The sequence below is a fragment of the Streptomyces sp. BL1 genome, assembly GCF_057628045.1.
In genome coordinates this window covers 1,975,161-1,996,376 of record NZ_JBXYWZ010000002.1, presented here as the reverse complement: position 1 = coordinate 1,996,376, position 21,216 = coordinate 1,975,161, and the positions used below count along the sequence as shown (strand labels likewise).

Genomic DNA, 21,216 nt, shown 5'->3' with positions numbered 1-21,216 from the left:
GTTCCAGAACCGTTGCACAGGACACGCCACGGCGTGACAGAGCTGCCGGAGCCGCCCGCGAACACCTCACGGGCCGCCCGGGGGAGGCCTCTTGGAGAGCCGTCAGAGCGCCTGCGGATACGTGAACAGGCGCTTCGGGTCGTACGCGGTCTTGACCTTCGCGAGGCGCGCCGCATTCGCGCCGTAGTAGGCCTGCCGCCAGTTCTTCAACTTCGGGTCGCTGTAGTTCTGGTAGGCCTGACCGCTGGCCCACGGACGCATCGCGTCGTACGTGCCGTCGAGCCACGCGCGGTGCCCGGACACCGTGCCGGACGCGGCGTCGTCCGGCCAGGAGGCGATGTACTGCGCGAGGAACCGTGCGTCGCGGTGCACGAACGCCGTCTTCTGCGCCCCGACCCGGTTGGCGGCCCCGCCCAGCGCGTCGAACGCGACGCTGCCCGAGCCGCCGCCGCTCAGCCGCGCGAGCTTCTCGACGCGCGCCAGCAGTGCCTTGATCCCGTCGGCGGGGATGCTGCGGGTGTAGAAGTCCGAACGGGCCGCGTACGACTCGCGGGCCAGCTTTCCCTCACCGGTGCAGCCGGGGAGGGTGCCGGGGAGATGCGCCTGCCGGGCACTCCAGCCGGAGACGCCGCCCATCACCTTCATCGCGTCCATGAAGGTGTGCGCCTTCACGGACAGCCCGGTGGCGGGCTTGCCGACGCGGTCGGCGAACCGGTCCAGACGGTTCTCCAAGTCGCCGCGCGTGCCCAGCGAGAGACCGCCCACGGTGACCTTGCCCGGACGTCCGCCCGCGGGCGCCGAGAGGTGCAGATTGGCCCAGATCTCGTCGGGCGCGTCCGGCGCCCAGGCCTGCCATTCGCGCAGGACGGCGGCGGCGTACGACCAGGGCCAGCTGAGGAAGAACGTGACGCAGTCCGACGCCTCGTGGGTGCGGTACCGCAGGGAGGTCACAACGCCGAAGTTGGCGTTCCCCGCGCCGCGCAGCGCCCAGAAGAGGTCCGGGTCGTGTGCGGAGTCGACGTCGCGTATCCGGCCGTCCGCGGTGACGATACGGGCGCCGGTCAGACTGTCGGAGGTGAGCCCGTACGCACGGGCCACCACGCCGACGCCGCCGCCCAGCGTGAGTCCCGAGACGCCGACGGACGGACAGGAGCCCGCCGGTATGGTGCGCTGCCGCGCGGTCAACTTGTCGTAGACGTCGATCAGTTTGGCACCCGCGCCGACGGTGGCCGTCTTCCCGCTGACCGCGACGGACGCCATCTTCTGTACGTCGACGACGAGCCCCTTGCCCGTGGACCAGCCCGCGTACGAGTGGCCGCCGCTGCGTATCGCCACCGGCAGGTCGTGGCGGCGCGCGAAGGACAGGCACTCCCGCACGTCCCCCGCGGTCGCGCAGTAGGCGAGCCCGGCCGGACGGGCCCCGTCGAAGCGGGGGTTGAAGAGCGTGCGCGCCGTTCCGTACCCCTGGTCGCCGGGCCGTATGAGCGCGCCGTCCAGGCCGTCCCCGAGCGCGTTCCAGGCGGCGGCTGATATGCCGCCCGTCGCTGCCCAGCCGGTGCCCGCCGCGCCCGCCGTCACGGCGAGCCCCGCACCCGCGCGCAGCAGCGTGCGGCGTCCCCACGCGCGGGGTGCCTTCCGCTCCTCGTGCGCCGCGGTGCCGGTACGGCGCTGTGCACCCTCGTGCATCCCCGATTCCCCCTCGGAATCCTGCGTCGCGCCGGTCTCTCGCGCCACGCTGGTCTCTTGTGTAAAGCCCGATTTCTTGCGTAACGCCTGGTCTCTTGCGTCACGGTCGTGCTGTCGAAGACGGGCTGTACGGGGGCGGGGTTGCCCCGCACGGGCAAAGAAGATCCAAAAGCTTGTTCGGACGGCGCCCCGCAGGGAGGATGACCCACCTGTTCAATTCGGTGTGACTGGTGAACGGTTGAGGGCGGAAACGGGCGGTTTCTGTCACTTGCGGGACGGGATGCGGGGCTGTGCCGCACCGTTGCCCGTAGAGGCCGAGGGGACCCGCCGGATAGGCTCGGGCGGGCGCGACTGCCTGTTCGACGCACAGAGAGCCAGGGGCAGATACACATGACAACGACGGCACGCGTGCTGATCGCCGCGGACAAGTTCAAGGGGTCGCTGACGGCCGTCGAGGTCGCCGAGCGTGTGACGGCGGGCATCCACGCGGTCCGCCCGGAGGCGCGTGTCGAGGCCCTGCCGGTCGCCGACGGCGGGGACGGCACCGTCGACGCGGCGGTCGCGAGCGGCTTCGAGCGCCGCGAGACCGACGTCACCGGGCCGACCGGCGCCCCGGTCCGTGCCGCGTTCGCGCTGCACGCCGAGAGCTTCACCGCCGTGGTCGAGATGGCCGAGGCCTCCGGGCTCCAGCACCTGCCGCCCGGCGCATTCGCGCCGCTCACGGCCACCACGTACGGCACGGGCGAGCTGCTGCGCGCGGCCGTCGACGCCGGCGCGCGCACCATCGTCTTCGGCGTCGGCGGCTCCGCGACCACCGACGGCGGCGCGGGCATGCTGGAGGCGCTGGGCGCCCGCTTCCTGGACGAGGACGGCGACCCGGTGCCGCACGGCGGGGGACCGCTGCGCGAGATGGTCTCCGCCGACCTGTCGGGGCTCGACGAGCGGCTGCAGAACGTGGAGTTCGTGCTCGCCAGCGACGTCGACAACCCGCTGACGGGCCCCAAGGGCGCGCCGGCCGTGTACGGACCGCAGAAGGGCGCCAGCGAGGAGGACGTGGCCGTCCTGGACGCGGCGCTGGAGCACTTCGCCAAGATCCTCGGCGAGTCGGTCGGCGAGCGCGCCTCGCAGGCGGCACAGGCGCCCGGCGCGGGCGCGGCGGGCGGCATCGGGTACGGGGCGCTCGTCGGCCTCAACGCCCGCTTCCGGCCCGGTATCGAGGTGCTGCTGGAGGTGCTGGGCTTCGCCGCCGCGCTGGACCGGGCCGACCTGGTGATCACCGGTGAGGGCTCGCTGGACGAGCAGACGCTGCACGGCAAGGCGCCGGCGGGCGTGGCCGCGGCCGCGCGCCGCGAGGGCAAGCCGGTGCTGGCCGTCTGCGGGCGGCTGGCGATCGACAGGAAGGCGCTCAAGGGCGCCGGCATCGAACGGGCCTACGCGCTCACGGACCTGGAGCCCGACCCGCAGACCTGCATGGCCAACGCGGGTCCCCTCCTGGAGCAGGCGGCGTCCCAGCTCGCGGAGAACCACCTGTAACCCGCCCGGGAGCGGAACAGCACAACCCCGGAATCGGAACAGCACAACGAGGAGGGGCCCGGTCCACCGGACCGGGCCCCTCCTCGTGTTGTGCGTGGCGCGTCAGCTGCCGGGCGCCGCCGCGCGGGACTCGCGGCGGTTGTCGCGGAACGCGTGCACCCTCCGCGCGGTGGCGAACAGCGGGATCATCGCGCCGATGACCACCTGCAGCGCGCAGCCGGTCTGCAACAGCAGTTCACCGCCGGGCGCTTCGAAGGCCCAGGCCGTCAACAGGCCCATGCTGGCGACGATCCAGCTCAGCATCGCGACCGCGAGCCGGCCCTGCGGCTTCGGGTACTCGACGCGGCTCACCATCAGCCACGCCACGCCGATGATGGCCAGCAGCGTGGGCAGGAACGGGAGTTCCAGCAGAACGATCGAGACGACGGTCAGCGCCCCGAACGGGCTGGGCATGCCCTGGAAGATGCCGCCGGGCAGCGTCACGCACGAGAATCTCGCGAGCCGCAGCACGACCGCCAGCATCACCACGACGGCGGCGATCACCGACACCTTCTGGTGCGCGTCGCTCGCGACCATCCCCCAGGTCACGACGAAGTACGCCGGGGCGAGCCCGAAGCTGATCAGGTCGGAGAGGTTGTCCAGTTCGGCGCCCATCGCCGAGCTGCGCAGCTTGCGCGCGACCAGCCCGTCGAAGAGGTCGAAGACGGACGCCAGCAGCATGAGCAGAACGGCGGTCGCGGCGCTGTGCCGCGCCATGCCGCCGTCTTCCATGCCGGTGAGGTGGGGGATGAGGACGCCGGTGGTGGTGAAGTACACCGCCATGAAGCCACAGGTGGCGTTCCCCAGCGTCAATGTGTCCGCTATCGACAGTCGCGTCGACAGCGGCATCTCATCATCGTCCTCGTCGGTCTCCGGTACCCACGAGGCCTGGGTATCCGGGTCAATCACGGTCAAGTCGAGTCACCCCCGCGGTCGTGGCCTGGCCGACCTCGACGGCGGCCTCGACTCCCTCCGGCAGGTAGACGTCCACTCGGGAGCCGAAGCGGATCAGCCCGATGCGCTCCCCCTGTTCGACCTTCACGCTCTGCGGCACGTACGGCACGATGCGTCGCGCCACGGCGCCGGCGATCTGTACGGTCTCCACATCGCCGAGCTCGGAGTCGAAGTGCCACACCACCCGCTCGTTGAACTCGCTCTCCTTGTTGAACGCCGGGACGTAGCCGCCGGGGATGTGCTCCACGGAGGTCACCGTGCCGCTCACGGGGGCGCGGTTCACGTGCACGTTCAACGGGCTCATGAAGATGGCCACACGCGTGCGGCCGTCCTTCCACGGCATGATGCTCTGCACCACGCCGTCGGCCGGCGAGATCACCCTGCCCGGCGCGATCTCGCGCTCCGGGTCACGGAAGAACCACAGCATGCCCGCCGCGAGCGCGGTGGCTGGAACGGCGACGGCCGCCGCCTTCTTCGAGCGCCGGGCCCGGAGAAGGCTAAGGGCGGCCGTGGCCACGGTCGGAACGAGCCACGGCGACGCTCCGCGCGCAAGACGGACTCGTGCGCTGGGTGCAGAGGATGGGCTGTGGGGCATGGATGACCTTCGTAGCGGAGGGAGCCGCGGATGGTAGGGGGACGGCGGCTTTCCGGGATGCTATCGGTTACTGGTGCCAACTCGGCAAGCCAGAGCGCCAGTCAGTGTCCCGAGTCCCGGTTCGGGGTGTGATCTTGGTCGCCAAGAAAACACCCCGAAAAAGGACATTCATCCCTGGAAGCGGTACTCCTCCAGGAGCCTGCGGCCCACGATCATTTTCTGGATCTCGGCGGTTCCTTCGCCGATGAGGAGCATCGGCGCCTCGCGGTAGAGGCGTTCGATCTCGTACTCCTTGCTGAAACCGTACCCGCCGTGGATGCGGAACGAGTCCTCCACGACCTCCTTGCAGTACTCGGAGGCGAGATATTTGGCCATCCCCGCCTCCAGATCGTTCCGTTGTCCGGAGTCCTTCTTCCGCGCCGCGCCCACCATCAGCGCGTGCGCCGCCTCGACCTTGGTGGCCATTTCGGCCAGCTTGAACTGGATGGCCTGGTGCTTCGCGATCGGCTTTCCGAACGTGTGCCGCTGCTGCGCGTAATCGATGCCGAGCTCGAATGCACGCTGGGCGACACCGCAGCCACGCGCGGCGACATTGACGCGGCCGACTTCCACGCCGTCCATCATCTGGTAAAAACCGCGGCCCGATTCGCCGCCCAGTACGCGGTCGGCCGGGACGTGCAGGTCCTGCATGATGAGCTCGGTCGTGTCGACGCCCTTGTAGCCCATCTTGTCGATCTTCCCGGGGATGGTGAGGCCCGGCTTGACCTCGCCGAAACCGGGCTCCTTCTCCACCAGGAAGGTGGTCATCGACTTGTGCGGAGCAGTGCCTTCCGGATGTCCCTCGTCCGTGCGGCAGAGCACCGCGACCAGCGTTGACGAACCGCCGTTCGTCAGCCACATCTTCTGGCCGTTCAGCACGTAGCCGTCGCCGTCCCGCTCGCCCTTGGACGTGATCGCCGACACGTCGGAGCCCAGCCCCGGCTCCGACATCGAGAAGGCGCCGCGGACCTCACCTGTCGCCATCCTCGGCAGGAAGTGGTCCTTCTGCTCCTGCGTACCGTGCTGCTTCAGCATGTACGCGACGATGAAGTGCGTGTTGATGATGCCCGACACGCTCATCCAGCCGCGGGCGATCTCCTCCACGCACAGCGCGTACGTGAGAAGGGACTCGCCGAGGCCGCCGTACTCCTCCGGGATCATCAGCCCGAAGAGCCCGAGCTCCTTGAGGCCCTCGACGATCTGCGCCGGGTACTCGTCCTTGTGCTCCAGCTCGGTCGCGACCGGGAGGATCTCCTTGTCGACGAAGCTGCGGACGGTGGACAGGATTTCCCGCTGGATCTCCGTCAGCCCGTCGGTCTGCGCGAGATATCCCATCTCACTTCGCCCCCTTCGGCGCCGGCTCCTGCAGTTCCGGCCGGCCGGGCTGCTCGCCGCCGCGGTCCTTGACGTACGCCTCCGTGGGCACCATCACCTTGCGGCGGAAGACGCAGACGAGGGTGCCGTCCTGGTTGTAGCCCTTGGTCTCCACGTGCACGATTCCGCGGTCGTTCTTGGACTTCGACGGAATCTTCTCCAGTACGGCCGTCTCGCCGTAGAGCGTGTCGCCGTGGAAGGTCGGCGCGACGTGCTTCAGCGACTCGATCTCCAGATTGGCGATCGCCTTGCCGGAGACGTCCGGCACGGACATGCCGAGCAGCAGTGAGTAGACGTAGTTGCCGACGACAACGTTCTTCCCGAAATCGGTTGTCTGCTCCGCATAGTTGCTGTCCATGTGCAGCGGGTGGTGATTCATGGTGAGCAGACAGAACAAGTGGTCGTCGTACTCGGTGACGGTCTTGCCGGGCCAGTGCTTGTAGACGTCCCCGACCGTGAATTCCTCATAGGTGCGGCCGAATTGCATGGCTCAGGCCTCCGGGGGCTGGAAGGTGGTGGTGCGCTGCATGCCGGCGGCGCGGCCCTTGCCGGAGATGACGAGCGCCATCTTGCGGCTGGCCTCGTCGATCATCTCGTCGCCGAGCATCGCCGAGCCCTTCTTGCCGCCCTGCTCGGAGGTGAAGTACTCGTACGCGTCGAGGATCATCTCGGCGTGGTCGTAGTCCTCCTGGGACGGCGAGAAGATCTCGTTGGACGCCTCGACCTGACCCGGGTGCAGCACCCACTTGCCGTCGAAGCCGAGCGCCGCGGCGCGCTGCGCGACCTCGCGGTAGCCGTCCACGTTCTTGATCTGGAGGTACGGGCCGTCGATGGCCTGGAGGTCGTGCGTGCGGGCCGCCATGAGGATCCGCATCAGGATGTAGTGGTAGGCGTCCGCCGGGTAGCCGGGCGGCTGTTCGCCGACCACGAGGGACTTCATGTTGATGGAGGCCATGAAGTCCGCGGGGCCGAAGACGATGGTCTCCATGCGGGGCGAGGAGGCCGCGATCTCGTCGACGTTCACCAGGCCCTTGGCGTTCTCGATCTGCGCCTCGATGCCGATCTTGCCGACCTCGAAGCCCATGGTCGTCTCGATCTGGGTGAGCAGCATGTCCAGCGCCTGCACCTGCTGGGCGTCCTGCACCTTCGGCAGCATGATGCAGTCGAGGTTCGCGCCGGCCCCCTCCACGACGGTGATCACGTCGCGGTAAGTCCAGTGCGTCGTCCAGTCGTTGACCCGCACGACCCGCGTCTTGCCGCTCCAGTCGCCCTCGTTGAGGAACTTCACGATGGTGTGCCGCGCGTCCGGCTTCGCCAGCGGCGCGCACGCGTCCTCCAGGTCCAGGAAGACCTGGTCGGCGGGGAGGCCCTGGGCCTTCTCCAGGAAGCGCGGGTTGCTGCCGGGCACGGCGAGGCAGGAACGCCGCGGACGGAGACGGTTGACGGAACTCATGCGGGGACCTCCAGGGGGTCGAGCTTGCTGGCCGTGCGGATCTCGTCGACGATACGGCCGATGATCTCTGTGATGCCGAAGTCCTTCGGCGTGAAGACCGCGGCGACACCGGCGGTGCGCAGGGCCTCCGCGTCGGCGGTCGGGATGATCCCGCCGACGATGACCGGTACGTCGTCCGCGCCGGTCTCGCGCAGCCGGCGCAGTACGTCCGGCACCAGCTCGGCGTGCGAGCCGGAGAGGATGGACAGGCCGACGCAGTGCACGTCCTCGGCCACGGCGGCCGACACGATCTGTTCGGGCGTCAGCCTGATGCCCTGGTAGACCACTTCGAAGCCGGCGTCCCTGGCCCGTACGGCGATCTGCTCCGCGCCGTTGCTGTGCCCGTCCAGACCCGGCTTGCCGACCAGCAGCCGCAGCTTGCCGACGCCGAGGTCCTTCGCGGTCTCCTCGACCTTGCGGCGTACGCCGGCGAGCGTCGAGCCCTCCTCGACGGGGACCGCGACAGGCGCGCTGCTCACTCCGGTCGGCGCCCGGAACTCGCCGAACACCTCGCGCAGCGCGCCCGCCCACTCGCCGGTGGTCACACCGGCGCGGGCGCACTCGACGGTGGCCTCCATCAGGTTGGCGTCGGTGGCCGCCGCCTCCTTCAGCTGGTCGAGGGCCTGCTGCGCGCTCGGGTGCAGCGCCGGGTCGCCGCCCTCGCCGGACCGCCAGAACGGCTCGTCGCGGGTGGCCCGCCACTCGCCGATGGCGGCCACGACCCGCGCCTCGGTGTCCGGGTCGACGGTCATGATGGCCGTGTCCAGGTCCGCGGTGAGCGGGTTGGGCTCGGTCGTCTCGTAGCAGTTGACCCCGACGATCTTCTCCTCGCCGGACTCGATCCGGCCGCGCCGCTCCGCGTGCGAGGCGACCAGCTGCGACTTGAGATAGCCGGACTCGACGGCCGCCATGGCCCCGCCCATCTCCTCGATGCGCTCCATCTCCGCCAGGGAGTCGGTGACCAGTTCGGCCACCTTCTCCTCGACGACGTGCGAACCGGCGAACAGGTCCTCGTACTCCAGCAGATCGCTCTCGTGCGCGAGCACCTGCTGGATGCGCAGCGACCACTGCTGGTCCCAGGGGCGGGGGAGGCCCAGCGCCTCGTTCCAGGCGGGGAGCTGTACGGCGCGGGCGCGGGCGTCCTTCGACAGCGTCACCGCGAGCATCTCCAGCACGATGCGCTGCACATTGTTCTCCGGCTGCGCCTCGGTGAGACCCAGCGAGTTGACCTGGACGCCGTACCGGAAGCGGCGCTGCTTCGGGTTCTCCACCCCGTACCGTTCACGCGTGATCCTGTCCCAGATGCGGGTGAACGCCCGCATCTTGCACATCTCCTCGACGAACCGGACGCCCGCGTTGACGAAGAACGAGATCCGCGCGACCACGTCGCCCATCCGCTCCTGCGGCACCTGCCCGGAGTCGCGCACCGCGTCGAGCACGGAGATCGCCGTGCTCATCGCGTACGCGATCTCCTGCACCGGCGTGGCCCCGGCCTCCTGCAGGTGGTAGCTGCAGATGTTGATGGGGTTCCACTTGGGGATGTGGTTGACCGTGTACGTGATCATGTCGGTCGTCAGCCGCAGGGAGGGCACCGGCGGGAAGACGTGCGTCCCGCGCGAGAGGTACTCCTTGACGATGTCGTTCTGCGTCGTGCCCTGCAACTGCGCGATGTCCGCGCCCTGTTCCTCGGCGACCACCTGATACAGCGCCAGCGTCCACATGGCGGTGGCGTTGATGGTCATCGAGGTGTTCATCTTCTCGAGCGGAATGCCCTCGAACAGCCGCCGCATGTCCCCGAGATGGGAGACCGGGACCCCGACCCGGCCGACCTCGCCGCGGGCGAGGATGTGGTCGGGGTCGTAACCGGTCTGGGTGGGCAGATCGAAGGCCACCGAGAGCCCCGTCTGCCCCTTGTCGAGGTTCCGCCGGTACAGCTCATTGGACGCCTCAGCGGTGCTGTGCCCCGCGTACGTCCGCATGAGCCACGGACGGTCTTTGTTCCGTTCCGTCATGGGTGCGTCTCACACGTTCCGGCTGGACTGGCTGGTCCGTTCGCCTTCGGCTTCACGGAACAGATTGATGGCGTCGATGTGCTTCTCGCGCTTGGCGTGGTTGCGGACGCCGAGGCCCTCCTCGGGGGCGAGGGCGAGCACGCCGACCTTGCCCTGGTGCAGATTGCGGTGCACGTCGTACGCGGCCTGCCCGGTCTCCTCCAGGCTGTACGTCTTCGACAGCGTGGGGTGGATCTTCCCCTTGGAGATCAGGCGGTTCGCCTCCCACGCCTCGCGGTAGTTGGCGAAGTGCGAGCCGACGATGCTCTTCAGCGACATCCACAGGTAGCGGTTGTCGTACTGGTGCATGTAGCCCGAGGTGGAGGCGCAGGTGACGATCGTGCCGCCCTTGCGCGTCACGTACACCGAGGCGCCGAAGGTCTCCTGGCCGGGGTGCTCGAAGACGATGTCCACGTCCTCGCCGCCGGTCAGTTCGCGGATGCGCTTGCCGAAGCGCTTCCACTCCTTCGGGTCCTGGTTGTGCTCGTCCTTCCAGAACTTGTAGCCGTCGGCCTTCCGGTCGATGATCGCCTCGGCGCCCATCTGCCGGCAGATCTCTGCCTTGTCCTCGCTGGAGACGACGCAGATGGGGTTGGCCCCGCCGGCGAGCGCGAACTGCGTGGCGTACGAGCCGAGTCCGCCGCTGGCGCCCCAGATGAGGACGTTGTCGCCCTGCTTCATGCCGGCGCCGTTGCGGGAGACGAGCTGCCGGTACGCGGTCGAGTTGACCAGGCCAGGGGAGGCGGCCTCCTCCCAGGTGAGGTGGTCCGGCTTGGGCATCAGCTGGTTGGACTTGACCAGCGCGATCTCGGCGAGGCCGCCGAAGTTGGTCTCGAAGCCCCAGATGCGCTGCTCGGGGTCGAGCATCGTGTCGTTGTGCCCGTCGGCGCTCTCCAGCTCGACCGAGAGGCAGTGCGCGACGCACTCGTCGCCGGGCTGCCAGGCGTTCACGCCGGGCCCGGTACGGAGCACGACACCGGCCAGGTCCGAGCCGATCACGTGGTACGGGAGGTCGTGCCGCTTGGCCAGCGGGCTGGAGCGGCCGTACTTCTCCAGGAATCCGAAGGTGGACACCGGCTCGAAGATCGAGGTCCACACGGAGTTGTAGTTCACGGAGGAGGCCATCACGGCGACCAGGGCCTCGCCCGGGCCCAGCTCGGGCACGGCGACTTCGTCGACGTGCAGCGACTTGCGGGGGTCCTTGTCCCGCGAGTCGAGGCCTTCGAACATCCCGGCCTCGTCCTTGTGGACGGTCACGGCGCGGTAGGACTCCGGGACCGGGAGGTTCGCGAAGTCCGCGGCGGTGCTGCTGTTGTCTGCGGAGGACGCGAGAATCGCGTCGAGGATCTTGTTCACGGAATGCCTCCGGCGAAACGCTGATGAGGGAGCGCGTTTTGAGGGGTCGTCGGTTGTGAGGCAGTGCCGTCGGTATCGGCTCTTTGGTGCCAAGTGCGCGGGTGAGCGCGGGAGTTGCCGGTGACGCGGCGGTCCGGGCAGATGCGGCTGTCGTGCCGCTGGGACATCGTCCGGACGTGGATTCAACGTATGACACCCAGTGCCAGCGCACAAGACACTGCGTGCCAAAAACTCAGGTGAATCTGCTCGCGCCCAGATGAGCGATGATCGATCACCGCTGGTCAGGGGCCCTGTGCGAGCCCCTGTGTGGGCGATCGGTCCGCCCGAGGGGCGGGTCGGGCGGGCACACAGGACCGCACCCGCGCAGGGTTCGCACCCCGTACGCGACTTGTGCGCCCCTGGGGGGCGCGGGCGTTGCGTGCGGGGGGACAGACCTGGCGGGTGCCGGTCCGCTGTGCCCACCCGTTCCGCCCCTTGGCGGACCGCGTGCCCACAGCGTGGAAGCCGCGGCGTTAGTCGCGGAGGGCGTCCTGGATTGTGTGCATGATCTCGGTGAGGGGGGCGTCCGTGCGGGCCACCGTTACCAGGACCTCGCCCTGGCGGGAGACGGAGGCGGCCGGGTGCTCGTCCCCGGAGGCCGGCCGGTTCGCTCCGAAGCCGGTGCCGAAGGTCTTCCGCACGATCGCGAAGGCGTGGTCCAGCTGCGACTCCACGTCGCCCACTCCGCCGCTGCGCAGCCAGCGCCGCAGCACGTGGTTGTGCGCGGTGACGACCGCGGAGGCGGCGACCTCCGCCAGCAGCGGGTCGTCGTCGCCGTCGCGGTGCGCCGCCTCGTCGAAGTGACCGAGCAGATAGCGCGTGAAGAGCCGCTCGTAGCGGGCGACCGAGGCGATCTCCCGCTCGCGCAGCGCCGGCACCTCACGGGTCAGCTTGTAGCGGGCCACGCTGCCCTTGGGTGAGGCCGCGTACATCTTCATGACTTCCTTGATGCCGCGGCACACCGTGTCGAGCGGGTTCTCGTGCGCGGGCGCCGCCTCCAGCACCGCCTGGGCACGCACCAGCGTGTCGTCGTGGTCGGGGAAGATCGCCTCTTCCTTGGAGCGGAAGTGCCGGAAGAAGGTCCGGCGGGCGACCCCGGCCTGTGCCGCGATCTCGTCGACAGTCGTTCCCTCGTAGCCCTTCGTGGCGAACAGCTCCATCGCTGCGGCCGCCAACTCACGTCGCATCCTGAGGCGCTGTGTGGACGCGGCACTGGTACGGGAGGGCTTCACGGGCTCGGACATGTATGGAACGTTACACGGCGTCACCGCCCCGGCGGGCGGACCACTGCCCGGAGGCTCCAGCAGTCCGCCCCAGCCTGCGGCCCGGGTCACCGTCGCGCGTACTCGCGGAACCCGCGCCCCGTCTTCCTGCCGAGGCAGCCCGCCGCCACCAGGTGTTCCAGCAGCGGCGCGGGAGCCAGACCCGGATCGCGGAACTCGGCGTGCAGCACCTGCTCGATCGCGAGCGAGACGTCGAGACCGACGACGTCCAGCAGCTCGAACGGGCCCATCGGGTAGCCGCCGCCGAGCTTCATCGCCGCGTCGATGTCCTCCAGCGTCGCGTAGTGCTCCTGCACCATCTTCACGGCGTTGTTGAGGTACGGGAACAGCAGCGCGTTCACGATGAAGCCGGCACGGTCGCCGCAGTCCACCGGGTGCTTGCGGATCCGGCCGCACACCTCGCGGACGGTGGCGTGCGCCTCGTCGCCGGTGAGCACCGTACGCACGACCTCGACCAGCTTCATGGCCGGAGCCGGGTTGAAGAAGTGCATGCCGATCACGTCCTGCGGGCGCGACGTGGCGCGGGCGCAGGCGACCACGGGCAGCGACGAGGTGGTGGTGGCGAGCACCGCGCCCGGCTTGCAGACCTTGTCCAGGGTGCCGAACAGCTCCCGCTTGACGTCCAGATCCTCGGCCACCGCCTCCACCGCGAGATCCACGCCGGCGAGCGCGTCCAGCGAGCCGGCCGGGGTGATCCGGGCGAGCGCCGCGTCCCGGTCCTCCTCGGACATCCGGCCCTTCTTCACGGCCCGCGCGAAGGAGCCCGCGATCCGCTCCTTGGCGGTCTGCGCCTTCTCCTCGCTGCGCGCGGCCAGCACCGTCGCGTAGCCGGCCTTGGCGAAGACCTCGGCGATGCCGCTCGCCATCGTGCCCGAGCCCGCGACGCCGACCGACTCCACGGGACGGCTCGCGGCGGCGGTGTCCGCGCCGCCCGGCGTGAGCGCGTCGTCCACCACCTCGGCGGAACCCGCCTCCGCGTACGCGTAGAAGCCGCGGCCCGCCTTGCGGCCCGTCAGCCCCGCGTCGCTCAGCTGCCGCAGCACCGGCGCCGGCGCGTGCAGCCGGTCGTGCGACTCGGCGTACATCGCGTCCAGGACCGTGCGCGCCGTGTCGATGCCGATCAGGTCGAGCAGGGCGAGCGGGCCCATCGGCAGCCCGCAGCCGAGCTTCATCGCCGCGTCGATGTCCTCACGGCTCGCGTAGTTCGCCTCGTACATCGCCGCGGCCTGGTTGAGGTAGCCGAACAGCAGCCCGTCGGCGACGAAACCGGGCCGGTCGCCCACGGCGATCGGCTCCTTGCCCAGGTCCCGGGCGAGTGCGGTGACCGCGGTCACCGCCTCCGGCGAGGTGAGCACGCACGAGACGACCTCGACCAGCTTCATGGCCGGCGCGGGGTTGAAGAAGTGCAGCCCGAGCACGCGTTCCGGCCGGTCGGAGTCGGCGGCGAGGCGGGTCACCGACAGGGCGTTGGTGCCCGTGGCGATGACGGTGTCCGGCTTGACGACGGTGTCCAGCGCCGCGAAAACCTGGCACTTGGTGTCGTAGTCCTCCGGCACCACCTCGATGACCAGGTCCGCGTCGGCGGCTGCCTGGATGTCGGGGAAGGTGCGGAACCGGGCCAGTGCGTCCCGGCGTTCGGACTCGGTCATGCGCTCGCGGCGCACCGCGCGCGCCGTCGAGGACTCCACAGCGACAACAGCGGCACGCGCTGCTGCCTCGTTCGTGTCGATGCCGATGACTTCGCGCCCCGAACGGGCGAGGATGTCGGCGATGCCGGTGCCCATGGTGCCGAGGCCGACGACAGCGATGGTCTGGAAAGGCTTCAGGGGCGGACGGTCCATCACGGGACTCCAGTGGGTGACGACTGATGAGGGGTGCTGGTGCATCCGGGGCTGCCGGCCTGCGGGCGCGGGAGTCCCCGGGCGAGCGCACGGGTGAGGAGGTACGCGGCATGGGAGGTGAGTCGCGAACACACACGCGCGGTACGGGAGTTGTGGTGCTGCGGCGGCCGGCCCTGTCCCGGGGCCGCGCCGTACTCGATACCGAACCGACTGCACTTTCGGCGGCTGCGTCACCAGGCCGCCTGAGCGGGGGTGCCGCTCTCATGAGCACCTTAACCGGTGGGTAACCGGAGCGCCAGGGGTATGGCACATTCAAAGCTGAGTGGCACGGACCACCCGGGAGAGGGGGCCAAGTGGCCGACACATTCGCCGCGTTGATCGACCGGATCCGGGTGGAAGCGGAACCTGCCGAGTTCGAAAGGCTGGTCAAGCTCGCCCGTGCCGACACGTCCGACGCGCGGGATCTGCTGGCGTCCGTGCTCATGGAGCCCGGACGACCGCTGTGGGCCCGGGAGATCGCCGCCTTCACGCTCGGCATCGCCGGCGACCGGCGGGCCTTCGAGACGCTGATCTTCATGCTGAACTACCGGGACCCGGTGCGCTGCGCCACCGCCGCGCACGCCCTGGCCCGGCTCCGCGATCCCCGTACGGCGCGCGCCGCCTCGGCGCTCGCCTCCAACGAGCTGCGCACCGGATACGCGCTGCACGCCGTGCGGCTGCTCACCTCGCTGCGGGCGCCCGAGTCGGTGCCGACGCTGATATCCGTACTGCAGCGGCTGCTCATCGGGCCCGTGCACTACTGGCCGATCGCGGAGGCGTGCGTGCAGGGGCTGGGCGCGCTGGGGGACCGGCGGGCCATCCCCGTGCTCGATGCGGCGGCCGAACACCACCGGCTCTCGCCGGCGGCGAAGGCCGCGCGTGCGCGGATTCCTGCGACGGGGCGGCGCCGTTGATGCCAGGGTGCGGGGGCGGGGCGTGTGCGGTTCGGCGTGTGGCCGGGTCCGCGCAGTTCCCCGCGCCCCTTATTTCGCGCCGTTCCCCGTGCCCCTTACTGGGGGGCTTCGTTGTTGCCCCGGCGTACTTCCCTTAGGGGCTTGCCGGGGTGCCAGACGCGGAGGACCAGTTCCTCGCCCTCCACGCTCGTCCGTACGGCCTCCGTCAGCTCCGTGCGGAACAGGTGGAAGACCTCCGGCAGTTCACCCTCGGCCGCCGTCGCCCCGAAGCGCGCCAGCACGTCCGGGTCGGTGACCTCGTACGCCCGCCCGGCGACCCGGACGTCCCCCTCCGCCATCTCGCTGTCGTGACCCGGATTCGCGTGCAGCGCGAAGCGCGGGTCGCGGCGCAGGTCCAGCGCCTTGCGGGAGCCCGGCATCATGCCGAGCCACAGCTCCCCCTCGCTGAACGTGGCCTCGAGACCGGTCAGCCGCGGCGAACCGTCGGCGCGCACGGTGCCGAGCACATGGTGCCGGTACGCCCCGAAGCGCTTGCGCACCCCTTCCGCGAAGGCCGGCTCGGCCGCCTCGAATTCCGCCCAATTGTTCCCGTTGTTCCCGTTGCGTCGCATCGGCTCATCGTGGCAGCGATACCCGACATCTTCTGTCGGGTTTGCCGAGCGGAATCCGGGTGAGAGGTGAAGGGGGCGGCACGAAGGTGTGTTCGCCTGTTGGATGGCCCGCCCCGGTGGCTGGAACCGGGCAGGCCGGAGTTGGATCACTCGGCGACCTGGGTACGACGGCTGCTACGGGGCCCTGTTGTCAGTTGTCAGCGAGAACCGGCTCGGCGAGAACGGCAGGAGCGTGATGAACAGTGGCTTCCCTGGCCACCACCGCACAGCATCCCGGAGGCGGCCTCCGGGCCCCTTCCCGGAGTGAGCTCCCGGGGGAGGAGCAGCACGGCACTCGTGACGAGAGCGGCGGCCTGTCCGTGCAGACGCTGCCGCTGCGCGAGGCCGATTCCGCCGAAGTCGCCCACTCCGCCCGCGCGTTCACCAAGCAGTGCCTGCGGCACTGGCACATCAGCGACCCCGCCTTCGTCTCCGACGCCGCGCTCGTGGTGAGCGAACTCGTCAGCAACGCGCTGCGGCACGCCCGCGGCGCGGAGGAGCTGCGTCTCGTACTGCGCCCCGGGGGCATCACCGTCGAGGTCGACGACATCGGGCCCGGGCGTCCGGTGCAGCTGCCGCCCAGCCAGGTGCGGGGGCACGGCCGGGGGCTCGCCATCGTGGCGGCGCTCGCGTGCCGGTGGTCGGTCCAGATGCGGGAGAGCGGGCACAAGACCGTACGGGCCGTGCTCGGCCAGGTGCCGGAGGCCACGGTCCCGGCGCAGGCCGCCGTGGCCTGAGGCCGGCCCGGCCCGGCCGGGTGGCTCACAGCAGTGTGAGCTGAGTTCCCTCGTCCCGGCCCGGGCAGAGGGGAGCGGCGCTCTCCTCGTACTCCCGGTACGGCTCGTGTTCCGGGCGGTCGCGCACCCCGCGGTGTTCTCCCGGGCCGCTCGGGCCGATGCCGTACTCCGCGGCCAGCTCGTGGACCTGGCGGGTGATGCGGCGCTGATACCACTTGGGCGCGTAGGCGCCGTCCGCGTAGAGCCCCTCGTAGTGCCGTACGAGATGCGGGTGCCGTTCGGACAGCCAGCCCATGAACCACTCGCGCGCGCCCGGCCGCAGATGCAGCGCGAGGGGCGTCACCGAGGTGGCGCCCGCCGCGGCGATCGCGCGCACGGTGGCGCGCAGCCGCGCCGGTGAGTCCCCGAGGAAGGGGATGACCGGCGCCATCAGGACGCCGCACGGGATGCCGTGCGCGCTGAGGGTGCGGATCACGTCGAGGCGGCGTTCGGGCGCGGGGGTGCCCGGCTCGACCGTGCGCCACAGTTCCTCGTCGGTGAAGCCGACGGACACCGACACCCCGACGTCCGTGATCGCCGCGGCGGACCGCAGCAGATCGAGGTCGCGCAGGATCAGCGTTCCCTTGGTGAGGATCGAGAAGGGGTTCGCGTAGTCCCGGAGCGCCGTGAGGATGCCGGGCATCAACCTGTAGCGTCCTTCGGCCCGTTGGTAGCAGTCGACGTTGGTGCCCATGGCGATGTGCTCGCCGCGCCAGCGCCGTGCGCCGAGTTCGCGGCGCAGCAGGTCGGGCGCGTTCACCTTGACGACGATCTGCGAGTCGAAGTCCTGCCCCGCGTCCAGGTCGAGGTACTGGTGCGTGCCGCGGGCGAAGCAGTACACGCAGGCGTGGGTGCAGCCGCGGTACGGATTGACCGTCCATTCGAACGGCATTCGTGAGGCGCCGGGCACCCGGTTCACCAGGGACCGGGCGCGCACCTCGTGGAAGGTGACGCCGCGGAACTCCGGAGTGTCGAACTGCCGCGTCACGACGTCCGTGCCGAACAGGGCGCCGGGCGCGCCGGCGCCGCCACCGTCACCGTCGCTCAGGTTCTCCCAGCGCATGTGGCCTCCTTGCGGGGCGGTTCGATTCTCGTGTGCTTCCTCGTGTGCGAATAGAACACACGTTCCCATGAGAGCTGTCAACCCGGATTTTGAGGGGCGACGCGAGGGTGATTGGCTTGCCGACGGGGGTGGGGCGACCACCGGGCGCCCCTCGCAGGCCCGTATGACAGGAGGAGCAATGGCGCAGGTCGAGGCGGTCACTCAGCGGGAGATCGCGGCCAAGTCCGACGACGTGTTCGACGCGCTCGCCGACTACAGCGAGACCCGGGGCAAGCTGCTCCCGGGGCAGTTCAGCGAGTACGAGGTGCGTGAGGGAGGCGACGGCGAGGGCACCGTCGTGCACTGGAAGCTCCAGGCGACCAGCAAGCGCGTCCGTGACTGCCTGCTCGACGTCACCGAGCCGGCCGACGGCGAGCTCGTCGAGAAGGACCGCAACTCCACGATGGTCACCACCTGGCGGGTGACCCCGGGCGCCGCCGAGGGGACCTCCCGGGTCACCGTGACCACCACCTGGAACGGCGCCGGCGGTATCGGCGGCTTCTTCGAGAAGACGTTCGCCCCCAAGGGGCTCGGGCGGATCTACGACGAGCTGCTCGCCAACCTCGCGGCCCACACGGAGAAGTAACCCCGTACGAGTGGTTTTCGCGGCGGGCCGGAGTGCGCGGGGCGCACCCGCTCCCGCTGCGAAAGCCCCTGATGAGCGCCCGATGCGCGCCCCGGGCAACGGAGTTGCCCCCCGTCCCGCCCGACTCTCCCGCCCCACGCCTGACTTGCCGCCCCTTGTCGCGCAATGCGAGAAATGCTGCCCCAGGACGGCGCGACAAGGGGAGAGCCATGGGCGGGACGACGCTGGACGACAGAGGTGAGCGGTCCCCGGCCACGGTCGAAGTGAGCCTGGAGATTCCCGAGTTCCCCGGCTCGCCCGTGCAGGCGCCCGAGCCCGGCCCGGAGGAGGCTTCCGCCTCCCGGGAGCCGGGCGGGCCGGAGTTCCTGGAGGCCGCGCTCAACAGGACGGCCACCGCCCCGCCGGACGCCACCGCCCCGCCGGACGCCACCGCCCCGCAGGACGCGACCGCCCCGCCGGACGCGACCGCCTCTCCCGAGGCGCCGGTGCTCACCCCGCGGCGCGTACGGCTGGTCTTCTTCGGGCTGCTGCTCGCGCTGCTGATGGCCGCGCTCGAACAGACCATCGTCGCCACCGCGTTGCCGGAGATCGTCGGCGAGCTGCACGGCCTGGACCGGATGTCCTGGGTGGTGACCTCCTTTCTGCTGGCCACCACCATCGCCATGCCCGTGTACGGCAAGCTCGGCGATCTCTACAGCCGCAAGGGCGTCTTCCTCTTCGCCATCGCCGTCTTCGTCGTGGGCTCCGGACTCGCCGGCTGGTCCCCGTCGATGGACGAACTCATCGTGTTCCGCGCCGTGCAGGGCATCGGTGCCGGCGGGCTGATGATCGGCGTGCAGGCCATCCTCGCCGACATCGTCCCCGCCAGGGAACGCGGCCGCTTCATGGGCCTGATCGGCGCCGCGTTCGGCCTCGCCTCGGTGGCGGGCCCGCTGCTCGGGGGCTGGTTCACCGACGAGCTGTCCTGGCGCTGGTGCTTCTACATCAACGTGCCCTTCGGGCTGGTCACCCTGATCGTGATCGCCTTCGTGCTGAAGCTGCCGCCGCGCGCCGGCCGGCGCCCCCGGCTGGACGTGCTCGGCGCCCTGCTGCTCGCCGCGTTCTCCACGTGTCTCGTGCTGCTGTTCAGCTGGGGTGGCACCACGTACGCGTGGGACGACCGCGTCATCCTCGGCCTCGGCGCCGGGGCCCTGCTCAGCGTGCTCCTGCTGCTCGTCGTCGAACGGATCGTCACCGAACCGGTCCTGCCGCTGCGGCTGTTCCGCGACTCCGTCTTCAACGTGACGGGACTCGTCGGGGCCGTCGTCGGCGTCGCGCTGTTCGGCGCCGCCAGCTATCTGCCCAGCCTCTTGCAGATGGTGGACGGCGTCAGCGCCACCGAGTCCGGGCTGCTGATGCTGCCCATGATGGGCGGCGTGGTGCTCGCCTCCGTGCTGTCGGGCCAGCTGATCTCCCGTACCGGGCGCTACAAGATCTTCCCGATCCTCGGCTGTGCCCTCGCGGCCGAGGGCATGTATCTGCTGTCCCATCTGGAGACCGGCACCAGCAGGGAGCAGTACAGCCTCTGGATGGCCATCCTCGGTCTGGGCATCGGCTTCGTGCTGCCGGTGCTCGTGCTGGCCGTGCAGAACTCGGTGCCCGTCACCGACCTGGGCGCCGCCACCAGCGCCAACAACTACTTCCGGCAGGTCGGCGGCAGTGCGGGCGCCGCCGTGTTCGGCACGCTCTTCGCCCACCGGCTCACCGAGGCGCTCCAGGACTCGGAGATCCTCAAGGGGGCCCACGGGGCGGGGAAAGCGCTGCCCGACCCGCAGTCCGTGACCCCCGAGGCGGTGCACGCGCTGCCCGGGCCGCTGCGCGACGGCTATGTGCAGGCGTACGCCGAGGCCATGCCGCGGATCTTCCTCTATCTCGTCCCGGTGCTCCTGCTGGGACTCCTGTTCGCCTTCTTCCTCAAGGAGAAAACCCTGGTGTCCCAGAACGCCCCGGCCCCCGACGCCCCCGCGGGAGACGCCCGTTCGCACGATGTCCGGCTGCCCGACGCGCGCGGCACGGACGCCCGCGGCGACGGGAGCGCCGCGCACGCCGGAGCCGGGGTGCCGGTCTGCGGCAGCGTCCGCCACCACGACGGCAGCACCGTCCCGCGTGCCGCACTGACCCTCATCGACACCAGCGGGCGGCAGGTCGGACGCGGGGCGACGGGCGAGGACGGGCGGTACGCGCTGAGCACGCCGGGCAGCGGCGCCTACGTGATGATCGCCGCGGCCGGCGGGCACCAGCCGCAGGCCGTCAGCGTCACCGTGGGGGACCGGCCCGTCGAACTGGACGTGGTGCTGGGCGGTGCCGGCCGGCTGGCGGGCAGCGTCCTGACGGCGGACGGACTGCCCGTACGGGACGCGCTGGTGACGCTCACCGACGTACGGGGCGAGGTCGTCGCCTCCACCCGGAGCGGCCGCGACGGCTATGTGCTGGGCGAACTGGTGGCGGGGGAGTACACGTTGGCGGCGAGCGCCGCCGCGTACCGTCCTGCCGCGCTGCCGGTGTCCGTCCAGGCGTCGCGGGAGACCCGGCAGGACATCGAACTCGCCGGCGGGGCGCTGCTGCGCGGCACCGTACGGGCCACCGGAGGGCGGCCCGTCGAGGACGCCCGGGTGACCCTGCTGGACGCGGCGGGCAACGTGGTCGACACGGCGACGACGAGCGCCGACGGCACCTTCCGCTTCGTGGACCTGGCGTCCGGCGAGTACACCGTCGTCGCCGCGGGCTACCCGCCGGTGGCCACCGTGCTGCAGATCGCGGGCGGCGGCCGTACGGAGCGCGATCTGCAGCTGGGGCACGAGGACTGACGGCGCCTCAGCCCGTTCCCA

The 21,216-nt window shown here is 70.5% G+C and carries 17 protein-coding genes; 5 read left to right on the top strand and 12 right to left on the bottom strand.

Translation table 11 applies throughout. From position 1 onward, the window contains the following. Window positions 1-102: 102 nt before the first annotated feature. The gene (locus AC3AGO_RS08925) at window positions 103-1,686 is read right to left on the bottom strand and encodes an FAD-binding oxidoreductase (RefSeq protein WP_487819606.1); all 1,584 of its coding nucleotides are present in this window, start codon (window positions 1,684-1,686) and stop codon (window positions 103-105) included. Between the two features lie 390 nt (window positions 1,687-2,076). Here AC3AGO_RS08925 and AC3AGO_RS08920 point away from each other — a divergent pair, with 390 nt between their 5' ends. Then, window positions 2,077-3,219: a glycerate kinase gene (locus AC3AGO_RS08920; RefSeq protein WP_487819605.1), complete on the top strand. Its 1,143-nt coding sequence runs from the start codon at window positions 2,077-2,079 to the stop codon at window positions 3,217-3,219. 102 nt (window positions 3,220-3,321) lie between these two features. On the opposite strand, the gene pssA is transcribed toward AC3AGO_RS08920, so the two are convergent. The 9 genes from pssA to AC3AGO_RS08875 form a co-directional block, all read right to left on the bottom strand. Continuing rightward, window positions 3,322-4,173 carry a CDP-diacylglycerol--serine O-phosphatidyltransferase gene (gene pssA / locus AC3AGO_RS08915; protein ID WP_487819604.1) on the bottom strand — a complete coding sequence of 284 codons (852 nt, stop codon included), beginning with the start codon at window positions 4,171-4,173 and terminating at the stop codon, window positions 3,322-3,324. Continuing rightward, entirely contained in the window at window positions 4,160-4,807 is a 648-nt protein-coding gene (locus tag AC3AGO_RS08910) for a phosphatidylserine decarboxylase (protein ID WP_487819603.1), read from the bottom strand. Before AC3AGO_RS08910 ends, pssA begins: the two co-directional genes overlap by 14 nt. Window positions 4,808-4,975: 168 nt before the next feature. Further along, window positions 4,976-6,181, bottom strand: coding sequence for an acyl-CoA dehydrogenase family protein (locus tag AC3AGO_RS08905; protein WP_487819602.1), 1,206 nt, complete (start codon window positions 6,179-6,181; stop codon window positions 4,976-4,978). A gap of 1 nt (window position 6,182) precedes the next feature. Next, window positions 6,183-6,707, bottom strand: coding sequence for a MaoC family dehydratase (locus tag AC3AGO_RS08900; RefSeq protein ID WP_487819601.1), 525 nt, complete (start codon window positions 6,705-6,707; stop codon window positions 6,183-6,185). 3 nt (window positions 6,708-6,710) lie between these two features. After that, window positions 6,711-7,673, bottom strand: coding sequence for an HpcH/HpaI aldolase/citrate lyase family protein (locus AC3AGO_RS08895; RefSeq protein ID WP_487819600.1), 963 nt, complete (start codon window positions 7,671-7,673; stop codon window positions 6,711-6,713). Continuing rightward, complete coding sequence (locus AC3AGO_RS08890) at window positions 7,670-9,724, bottom strand: protein meaA (RefSeq protein ID WP_487819599.1); 2,055 nt, start codon at window positions 9,722-9,724, stop codon at window positions 7,670-7,672. Before AC3AGO_RS08890 ends, AC3AGO_RS08895 begins: the two co-directional genes overlap by 4 nt. Window positions 9,725-9,733: 9 nt before the next feature. Continuing rightward, on the bottom strand, window positions 9,734-11,119 hold the full coding sequence (gene ccrA, locus AC3AGO_RS08885; RefSeq protein WP_487819598.1) for a crotonyl-CoA carboxylase/reductase: 1,386 nt from the start codon (window positions 11,117-11,119) through the stop codon (window positions 9,734-9,736). A 512-nt stretch (window positions 11,120-11,631) separates the two neighbouring features. Beyond that, window positions 11,632-12,402 carry a TetR/AcrR family transcriptional regulator gene (locus AC3AGO_RS08880; RefSeq protein WP_487819597.1) on the bottom strand — a complete coding sequence of 257 codons (771 nt, stop codon included), beginning with the start codon at window positions 12,400-12,402 and terminating at the stop codon, window positions 11,632-11,634. A gap of 86 nt (window positions 12,403-12,488) precedes the next feature. Further along, window positions 12,489-14,282 carry a 3-hydroxyacyl-CoA dehydrogenase family protein gene (locus AC3AGO_RS08875; protein WP_487819596.1) on the bottom strand — a complete coding sequence of 598 codons (1,794 nt, stop codon included), beginning with the start codon at window positions 14,280-14,282 and terminating at the stop codon, window positions 12,489-12,491. Between the two features lie 353 nt (window positions 14,283-14,635). Between AC3AGO_RS08875 and AC3AGO_RS08870 the strand changes: the two genes are divergently transcribed. Next, window positions 14,636-15,235, top strand: a complete 600-nt coding sequence (locus AC3AGO_RS08870; RefSeq protein WP_487819595.1) for a HEAT repeat domain-containing protein — start codon at window positions 14,636-14,638, stop codon at window positions 15,233-15,235. A gap of 95 nt (window positions 15,236-15,330) precedes the next feature. Here AC3AGO_RS08870 and AC3AGO_RS08865 read toward each other — a convergent pair whose 3' ends face one another. Further along, on the bottom strand, window positions 15,331-15,846 hold the full coding sequence (locus tag AC3AGO_RS08865) for a pyridoxamine 5'-phosphate oxidase family protein (RefSeq protein WP_487819594.1): 516 nt from the start codon (window positions 15,844-15,846) through the stop codon (window positions 15,331-15,333). Between the two features lie 242 nt (window positions 15,847-16,088). Here AC3AGO_RS08865 and AC3AGO_RS08860 point away from each other — a divergent pair, with 242 nt between their 5' ends. After that, window positions 16,089-16,622 (top strand): ATP-binding protein, encoded by a 534-nt coding sequence (locus AC3AGO_RS08860; RefSeq protein WP_487819593.1) that lies wholly within the window; start codon window positions 16,089-16,091, stop codon window positions 16,620-16,622. 25 nt (window positions 16,623-16,647) lie between these two features. Here AC3AGO_RS08860 and AC3AGO_RS08855 read toward each other — a convergent pair whose 3' ends face one another. Then, window positions 16,648-17,724, bottom strand: a complete 1,077-nt coding sequence (locus AC3AGO_RS08855; RefSeq protein WP_487819592.1) for an Rv2578c family radical SAM protein — start codon at window positions 17,722-17,724, stop codon at window positions 16,648-16,650. A gap of 178 nt (window positions 17,725-17,902) precedes the next feature. Between AC3AGO_RS08855 and AC3AGO_RS08850 the strand changes: the two genes are divergently transcribed. Beyond that, window positions 17,903-18,349, top strand: coding sequence for an SRPBCC family protein (locus tag AC3AGO_RS08850; RefSeq protein WP_487819591.1), 447 nt, complete (start codon window positions 17,903-17,905; stop codon window positions 18,347-18,349). Between the two features lie 209 nt (window positions 18,350-18,558). After that, on the top strand, window positions 18,559-21,195 hold the full coding sequence (locus AC3AGO_RS08845; RefSeq protein ID WP_487819590.1) for an MFS transporter: 2,637 nt from the start codon (window positions 18,559-18,561) through the stop codon (window positions 21,193-21,195). The last annotated feature ends 21 nt before the right edge of the window (window positions 21,196-21,216 follow it).